This window comes from Chloroflexota bacterium (genome assembly GCA_026706485.1).
Lineage (GTDB): Bacteria > Chloroflexota > UBA11872 > UBA11872 > UBA11872 > JAJECS01.
The window spans coordinates 436,858-445,156 of record JAPOYR010000004.1; the positions used below are offsets into that span (position 1 = coordinate 436,858).

The window sequence follows — 8,299 nt, forward strand, 5'->3', positions numbered from 1 at the left end:
CGCACGGATTGGTGCCCGGAGATGCTGCAATATGCGGTCCCCGCTCACGTTAGTGCCGAGCATATCCGCGCGCGACGCGTCCGCGCCGGACAAGCAGCACGGTTGCCGCAGCCGCGACCAAGGCAAACGCGACCGCCGCGGCAGCGACGGGCTCGGGCGCCGGCCCGGCGGGCGACGATCCCTCGCCGTCCGGCGACGCCATCGCCACAGCGACCTCGGGCTGCGCCAGGGACTCAAATGTCGGACTCACCACCCCATGCGTTCCCAGCCACGCACGATCAAGCTCCTGGAGCGAGACGCCCAGCGCCGCCTGCACCGCCTCGTCGTCGGACACGCCGCCCGCATACGCCTCGAGCAGCGCGGCCACGCCTTCTCTACCCCAGGTCTCGATGATGTACGTCACCAGCGAGTTGCTCTGGGCATACGCGTTCACGGCCGCCTGGCTGTCCGCCGGAAAGCTGCCGGTGATGCCGCGTAGGGAAACGAAATTGCCCTCGGCAACGAGCCTCGTCATGATGTCGCCGTAAGAGAATCGCTCCGTGATCTCCGCCTCGACGGTTGTGGCCAGGCCTTCGTGGAGCCAGGCCGGCAGACCGCCAAACGAGTTGTGCGTGCGGTGTTCCAGGACGATATGCGTGATCTCGTGCGCAACCGTGGCCTGGAGGTCGAGCGAATCGCGGTTCACCACCGGGGCATGCAGCACGGTGACATTCAAATCGGCAATCGCGGCGCCGCCGACCCACGGACTCGCCCCACCGCCCAGGTCCCGCCGCATCGTCGCGATGTCGGCGTACAGGAACAGCCGTGTCGGTCGCTCCAGCTCGGCGCCGAAACTGTCGCGCAAGATCTCCAGGGCCGCGCGAATGCCGGCCCGCGCGTCCGCCTCGACCGCCTCGCCTCCGGCGTAGTACCAAATCTCGACCAGGCCTTCGCTGGCGGTCGTCCAGGGCAGCGTCGCATCGACGTAGGTCACAGCCGCCGGGGCGGTTCGAGACTCCGACCCATCGGCCGAACGAATCACGAACCGGTACTCGACCTCGGTGCCGACGACCAGCGGGTCGCGGGGCTCCCAGGCGTACGTGGCGCGCAAGAGCCCGTCGGCCACCGCAAATTCCGCCGCCGACCGGCGGACCACGATGCTGTCCGGGAGCCCATAGCGCACCTCGACGCCGGCAGGCTCCGCGGCCGCATGGGGCATTTCCATGTGAAATGTGATGCCGGAGCCAAACGTCACTTCCGTGGTGAGCACCGCCGAATCGAGTTCCGCGGCCGCCGGCGTGGCCAATGTCCCCACGAGCGCCAGGGCTACCAGCAGCGCGATGAGCGGGCCTCGGACGACGCGCCGTCTCATGCCTGGCGTTCCACGGTTGAAGGCGCCGTCGCCCGCAGGTAGGAGTCGATGAACACATCGAGATCGCCGTCAAGCACCGCCTGCGCGTTGCCGACCTCAACGCCCGTGCGCACGTCCTTGACCATGCGGTAGGGGTGCAGGACGTACGAGCGGATCTGGCTGCCGAAGTCCACGGCCTTCAGGTCGCCGCGCAGCCGCACTTGCTCAGCCTCGCGGGCGGCGATGTCGCGTTCCAGCAGCCGTGCGCGCAGCACCTGCAGGGCGACCTCGCGGTTCTGGTGCTGCGACCGTTGATTCTGGGAGCTCACCACGATGCCCGACGGCTGATGCGTGATGCGCACCGCTGAGTCGGTCTTGTTGACGTATTGCCCGCCGTGACCGCCGGCCCGAAAGGTCTCGACGCGGAGATCGGCCGGGTCGATCTCAATGTCGCCGGCCGCTTCCAGCACCGGAATCACGTCCACGCGGGCAAATGAGGTGTGGCGCCGGTTACCCGCGTCGAACGGCGACTGGCGCACCAGCCGATGCACGCCGCGCTCGGCCTTCAGATAGCCATAGGCAAAGTCGCCTTCGATCTGGACCGTCGCACTCTTGATGCCCGCCTCTTCGCCGGGTGACACCTCGATGACGGCGGCGCGGCATTTGCGCCGCTCGGCCCAGCGCGAATACATGCGCAGCAGCATCTCGGCCCAGTCCTGGCTCTCCGTGCCGCCCGCCCCGGACTGGATCGAGAGGAAGGCATCGTGGTCGTCGAATTCTCCGCCCAGCAGCAGCTGCGTCTCGAGCGCGTCGAGGCGGCGTGTCAGCGCGGATGTTTCGGCCGACACGTCGGCGAGCATGTCGGCGTCATCCGCGTCCGCCAGCTCAGCCAGCTCCAGGACCTCGGCGGCTGCCGTTTCGAGCTCGTCCCAGATCTCGATCTGCGACTTTAGCCGCGTGATCTCGCGCATGGTGTCGCGAGCCCGGATCTGGTCGCCCCAAAACTCGGGCTCGGCGATGTGCGCCTCTAGCTCGGCCAGGCGCTCGGCGTTGGCCGCGAGGTCAAAGATGCCCCCGAAAGTCACGCACCCGGTCGCACAGCGAGCGGGCGGACTGCAAGACGTCGGCGGAGTCGAGAGCGGATGGCATGGCGCGGCGGACTAGCCCGACCGGACTTTCTTACCTCGGCGCGCCTGGCGCTTGGCGCGCTTCTTTTCGTCACGCTCCCGGCGTCGACGCTCGCGGCGCGTCAGCCGCGGCGCCTGACCCCCGCTGCCGTTGGCTCGGCCGGCAGTCGCGGCGGGCGCTGCCGCCGCGGCTGCGGCGGCCTGCTCCCGGTGCCGCGAAAGGACGGTGCTGGCCGGGAGCTGCTGCTGCAGCTGCGCCCGAAACACGCGCCGCAGAATGTCGGACTGCATCGTGGTCATCAGCTGCTCGAACATCTGAAAGCCCTCGCGCTTGAAGGCCACCAGCGGGTCCTGCTGGCCATAGGCGCGCAGCCCGATGCCCTGCCGCACGTCTTCGATGGCGGTCAGGTGCTGCACCCAGAGATAGTCCGTGTTCTGTAGCATGATCCAGCGCAGCAGCGGCTGCACTGCGTCGTCCGGCAGCTCCTTGATCTTGCGGTGCCAATCCTCCTGCGCGCGGGCTTGCAGCGCCTCGCGCAGGTCGTCCGCGCGCAGCCCTTCGAAGTCGTCCGCCCGCAGGCCGCGGGCGGGACCGCCGGTGATTGCCAGGTATGACTGCACCAGCTCTTCCAGCTCCTCCGGCTCGGTGTGCGGGGAAATGTCGTGTGCGTCCACCAGGTGGTCGACTTCGCGCTCGAGCATCTCGCCCACCATGTCGACCAGGTCTTCGGCCTTGATGATGCGATCGCGCTGTTGGTAGATCACGCCGCGCTGCCGGTTCACCACGTTGTCGAATTCGATGACGTACTTGCGCGTCTCGTAGTTGTGGGCTTCCACCTTGGTCTGGGCGGACTCGAGGGCCTTCGTCACCATGCCGCTCTCGATCGGCTGGTCTTCTTCCACGCCGAGCCGATGCATCAGCCCCTGAATTCGGTCCGACCCGAACCGCCGCATCAGCTCGTCTTCCAGCGACACGAAGAACTGGCTGGCGCCGGGGTCGCCCTGGCGGCCGGAACGACCGCGCAGCTGGTTGTCGATCCGCCGGGCGTCGTGGCGCTCGGTGCCGAGGACTTGCAGTCCGCCTAGCTCGATGACATGGTCGTGCTCCGCCTGCCACTGTGCGGCCGACCGCCCCTCGGGCCGTCCGCCCAGGATGATGTCCGTGCCGCGGCCCGCCATGTTCGTGGCGATAGTGACGGCGTCCAGCCGGCCGGCCTCGGCCACGATCTGCGCCTCCTGTGCGTGGTACTTGGCGTTGAGCACGTTGTGCACCACGCCCTCGCGCCGCAGCATGCCGCTCAACTCCTCGGACTTCTCGATCGATGTTGTGCCCACGAGCACCGGCCGCCGCTCGCGGTAGGACGCGACGATGCCATTGATCACCGCCCGGTCACGCGCCCTGGCCGAGGCGTAGACCAGGTCCGGGGCGTCGTCCCGGATCATCTCGCGGTGCGTTGGGATGACCCGTACGTTGAGGTCATAGATGGTCTGAAACTCTTGCTCTTCCGTCTTGGCGGTGCCCGTCATGCCCGCGAGCTTGTCGTACATGCGGAAGTAGTTCTGGAACGTCACCGTGGCCATCGTCTGGCTCTCGCGTTGCACGGCGACGTTTTCCTTGGCCTCGATCGCCTGGTGCAGGCCGTCGCTGAAGCGCCGCCCGTGCATCAGGCGGCCCGTGAACTCGTCCACGATCACCACCTCGGCCCGGCGATCGCGGCCATCGATGACCTGGCCGTTCGCGAACAGCACGTAGTCCTTGCCGCGCGTGTACATCACCTGCGCGCGCAGCGCCTGCTCCAGGTAGTGCACGAGCTGGAAGGACTTCTCGTCGTACAGGTTGTCGACCTTGAGCAGCCGCTCCATCTTCGAGATGCCCACTTCCGTCAGCGACACGGCGCGGAGCTTCAGATCGACGGTGAAGTCCGTGGCCGCATCCAGCCGCGTCACGAGCCCTGCGAACTGGTAGTAGTGGTCGGTGGATTCCTCGGCGGCCCCCGAGATGATGAGCGGCGTTCGAGCCTCGTCGATGAGGATGTTGTCGACCTCGTCCACGATGGCGTAGTTGAGCCCGCGCTGCACCCGGTGCGCCAGGTCGTGCACCATGTTGTCGCGCAGATAGTCGAAGCCAAACTCGTTGTTCGTGCCGTAGGTCAGGTCGGCCGCATAGGCCGCGCGCCGATCGTCGGGCGGCAGGTCGTGCTGGATCACGCCGGCGGTCAGCCCCAGCCGCTCCACGAGGGCTCGGCCATACCAGCCGGCGTCACGCGCCGCCAGGTAATCGTTCACCGTCACGATGTGCACGCCGCGGCCTTCGAGCGCGTTGAGATAGGCCGCCAGCGCCGCCACCGAGGTCTTGCCCTCGCCCGTGCGCATCTCGGCAATGTCGCCGTCGTGCAGCACCATCCCGCCCATCAGCTGCACGTCGAACTGCCGCTCGCCCGTGTGCCGGCGCACAGCCTCGCGCACGGCGGCGAAGGCCTCCGGCAACAGGTCGTCCAGCGACTCGCCCGACGCCAGCCGCTCGCGCAGCTCGTCGGTGACGCCAAGCAACTCCCGATCCGACAGCCGCTGCGTCTCGGGTTCGAGCGCGTTGATCTCACCCACGCGAGGTCGAAGCTGTCGCGCGGTGCGCTCGGCGTCGTCGCCGACAAGGTGTTTCAGAATGCCCAGGGCCATGGCAGCAAGATGGTCCGGCCGCTCGCGGCCGTTACGTCAGTCGAGTATATCGGCGGATTCGCCGCCCAACCGTGGCATCGCCAACCGGGCGTCGAGTCACATAACCCTTCGTCATTCCCGCGAAGGCGGGAATCCATCCGCGCTTGTCAATCGGCAACTGGCCATCCCGTTCGTGGTGAGCCAGTCGAACCACAACGGGAGCTCAACTGCCGCCGACCGAAACGCGCGGCCTAGAGCCCGATCACCTGCTCGTACAGCTCCACGATCTCGGCCTCGGAGGCCAGCCGGGGATTGTTGCCCGGACTGCCGCTGGCCAGCGCGTCGCGCGCCATCTTGGGCATGGCGCGACGAAAGGCCTCGCGATCGACGCCCCATGCGGCCAGCGTCGGCACCTCGACCTGGGCGCAGAGCTCCTCCACCATCCGCATGGCGCTCGCGGCGGCCGCTTCGTCCGTGTCGCCGGCGTCGGCCGCGCCCATGGCGCGCCCAATGTCGGCATAGCGCGCCACCGCTCCCGGAATGCTGAACGCCATCACCGCGGGCAGCAGCATGGCGTTTGAGAGCCCGTGCGGGACGTGGAACAGGGCGCCGATGGGCCGCGACATGCCGTGCACCAGCGCCACCGAGGCGTTGTGAAACGCCATGCCCGCGTGCAGCGAGCCCCGCGCCATCGCGTCGCGGGCCTCCAGGTCGTCCGGGCACTCATACGCCCGCACCAGCGACCCGGCGATGCGCTTGACGGCGTCGATGGCCAGCGCGTCGGTAAGGGGATAGCTCTTGCGGGAGACGTACGCCTCGATGGCGTGCGTCAGCGCGTCGAGCCCCGTCGAGGCCGTCACCCCCGGCGGCATGCTGATGGTCGGCGCGGGGTCGACGATGGCCGCCGCCGGCACCAGCTGCGCGCTCATCAGCAGCATCTTCACGTCGCGCACCGGGTCCGTGACCGCCACGCCGCGCGTCACCTCCGCGCCGGTGCCGGCGGTGGTGGGGATCGCAATCACCGGCAGCCCCGGACGAGGAATTCGCTCGTAGCCCTCGTAGTCGGGCAGCCCGCCCGGATTCCCCGCCAGGACGGCCGCCGACTTGGCCGTATCGATGGCGCTGCCGCCGCCGAAGGCGATCACGCCATCCGCGTCGCTCGCGCGAATGTGCCCCAGCGCGCGGTCCACGTCGTCCGTCGTGGGCTCCGCGCCGAGCGCGGCGTCCACGGTCAACTCGACCTCGGCCTCGGCGGCATATGCCTGCAGGACGGACATCCATGGTCCGCCGGCGAGCACGCGATCCGTCACCAGCACCGCGCGCTGGATGCCAAGGTCGGTCAGGGTCTCCGGCAGCCGTGAAAGGGCGCCCTCGCCCACGTGGATCACGGGTGGCACGCGAAAGTCTCGGCCCTGGGGCATATCGGCCATGACGGTCTCCTCTGGCGGCCCTACAGCGACTGCTCGGCGACTTCCTCGAATCGCCCGAGCGAGCGAATGAAGCGTAGGTTCAGTTCACCGACTGGCCCGTTCCGTTGCTTGGCAATCGTCAGGCGCAGGTCCACGGGCTTTCCAATCACTTCGTCGTCGCGCTCGGGCTCGTGCAGGAAGACTACGACGTCAGCGTCCTGCTCGATGGACCCACTCTCGCGCAGGTCCGAAAGCCGGGGCGTGGGATTCGGTCGCTGCTCGACGGCGCGCGAGAGCTGGGCGCAGGCCACGACCGGAATGTTGAGCTCACGGGCTAGCGACTTCAGCGAGCGGGTGATCTCGGTGATCTCTTGCACCCGGTTGTCGCGGTAGGTCGCCGAGCTCATCAGCTGCAAGTAGTCGACGATCAGCAACCCGATAGTGTGCTCCAGGTGCATGCGCCGGGCCTTCCCCCGCAGCTCGAGCACGGTCAGCGACGGCGAATCGTCGATCAGGATTGGGTACTCGGCAAGCTCGGCCATAGCCTCCACGGCCTTGGCAATCTCCGCGTCGCTGAGCTCGCCGTCCCGAATCCGCATGGAGTCGACGCGGGCGCGATTGCCCACGATCCGCTGCGCCAGCTGATGTCCCGGCATCTCCAGCGCGAAGAAGCCGACCGGCACGTCGTTGTGCATGGCGGCGTGCAGCGCCAATTGCAGGGCGAACGCCGTCTTCCCCATGCCGGGCCGCGCCGCCAGGACGATCAAGTCGGAGCGCTGCAGGCCGCCCGTCAACCGGTCCAGTTCGCCGATGCCGGTCGCCACGCCGCTCAGGACGCCTCGATGTTGCAGCCGGAACATCAGTTGCTCTTCGAACACGTGCATCACCGCGCGCAGCGACTCGAAGTCGCGCGTCCCCATCTCGTTGGCGATGCTGAAGATGAGGCTCTCGGCCAGGTCCAGCACGTCGTCGGGGTCGGCGCCCGCGCGATAGGACGCGCCGGCCATTTGCGTCGCCGCTTGGATGATCCGCCGCAGGATGCCCGTCCGCCGCACGATGGAGGCGTAGTGCTCTACGTGGAACGCCGTGGGCACCGCGTTGATCAGGTCGGCGATATACGGCGGACCGCCCGCGAGCTCCAGGCTCTCCGTCCGGCGCAACTCGTCCGATACCGTCACCGAGTCCGAGCGTTCGTTCCGCGAAGCGATGTTGGTGACGGCCTCGAATATGGCGCGGTGCTGCTCGCGGTAGAAGTCGTCGGGCTGGATCTTGCCGCTCACCGTGCTCACGGCATCCGAGTCGATCAGCAAGCTGCCCAGCAACGAGCGCTCGGCATCCAGGTCCTGGGGCGGCAGTCGTTCGATCTCGGTCGTCACAGCGGCAACACCGTCCGTTCGCGGATCAATGGCGGCACGACATTAGCGACGCCTGAAACGACCCGCCATGGCTTCTCGTACGCAATCGAGGACTAGCGGCACGCCCCCACAATCCACAGCCAGGGGCCGGGAGATTCGTCAACCAAACTACCATACATAAGGCGAACACGCCCTTTATCGGCACTGAGTGCGGCGGTCCACGTTCCCCCGTCACTCCCGCGAAGGCCGGCATCCAGCCCGGTCGAACCGGCAGCCGCTCTGGGTGTCTGGTGTAGGGGCGGGTCTCAGACCCGCCCGTGCAGCTTGCTCGCTTGGTCGGATCGCCGTCCGGTCCCCTCTCCCTAGATGGGAGAGCAACTGTGTGGCCGGTGACGGGTTTAGCTGGCCATGGCGGGGTTCCAG

At 68.0% G+C, this 8,299-nt stretch carries 5 protein-coding genes; all 5 read right to left on the minus strand.

The genetic code is table 11. From position 1 onward, the window contains the following. Positions 1-49: 49 nt before the first annotated feature. Positions 50-1,351 (minus strand): peptidase MA family metallohydrolase, encoded by a 1,302-nt coding sequence (locus OXG79_04535; GenBank protein ID MCY3783034.1) that lies wholly within the window; start codon positions 1,349-1,351, stop codon positions 50-52. Continuing rightward, positions 1,348-2,479 (minus strand): peptide chain release factor 2 gene (prfB, locus tag OXG79_04540; protein MCY3783035.1). Its coding sequence is split into 2 segments (ribosomal slippage): positions 1,348-2,394 and positions 2,396-2,479, totalling 1,131 coding nucleotides; the frame shifts between segments, so codons are not numbered across the junction. Before prfB ends, OXG79_04535 begins: the two co-directional genes overlap by 4 nt. A gap of 11 nt (positions 2,480-2,490) precedes the next feature. Beyond that, complete coding sequence (gene secA, locus OXG79_04545; GenBank protein MCY3783036.1) at positions 2,491-5,133, minus strand: preprotein translocase subunit SecA; 2,643 nt, start codon at positions 5,131-5,133, stop codon at positions 2,491-2,493. Positions 5,134-5,363: 230 nt separating this feature from the next. After that, on the minus strand, positions 5,364-6,542 hold the full coding sequence (locus OXG79_04550; protein ID MCY3783037.1) for an iron-containing alcohol dehydrogenase: 1,179 nt from the start codon (positions 6,540-6,542) through the stop codon (positions 5,364-5,366). 20 nt (positions 6,543-6,562) lie between these two features. Then, the gene (gene dnaB, locus OXG79_04555) at positions 6,563-7,897 is read right to left on the minus strand and encodes a replicative DNA helicase (GenBank protein ID MCY3783038.1); all 1,335 of its coding nucleotides are present in this window, start codon (positions 7,895-7,897) and stop codon (positions 6,563-6,565) included. Positions 7,898-8,299: the final 402 nt, after the last annotated feature.

Coding starts and splice junctions, on each gene's coding strand:
- OXG79_04535 (MCY3783034.1), bottom strand. CDS start 1,351: ATGAGACGGCGCGTCGTCCGAGGCCCGCTCATCGCGCTGCTGGTAGCC.
- secA (MCY3783036.1), bottom strand. CDS start 5,133: ATGGCCCTGGGCATTCTGAAACACCTTGTCGGCGACGACGCCGAGCGC.
- OXG79_04550 (MCY3783037.1), bottom strand. CDS start 6,542: ATGGCCGATATGCCCCAGGGCCGAGACTTTCGCGTGCCACCCGTGATC.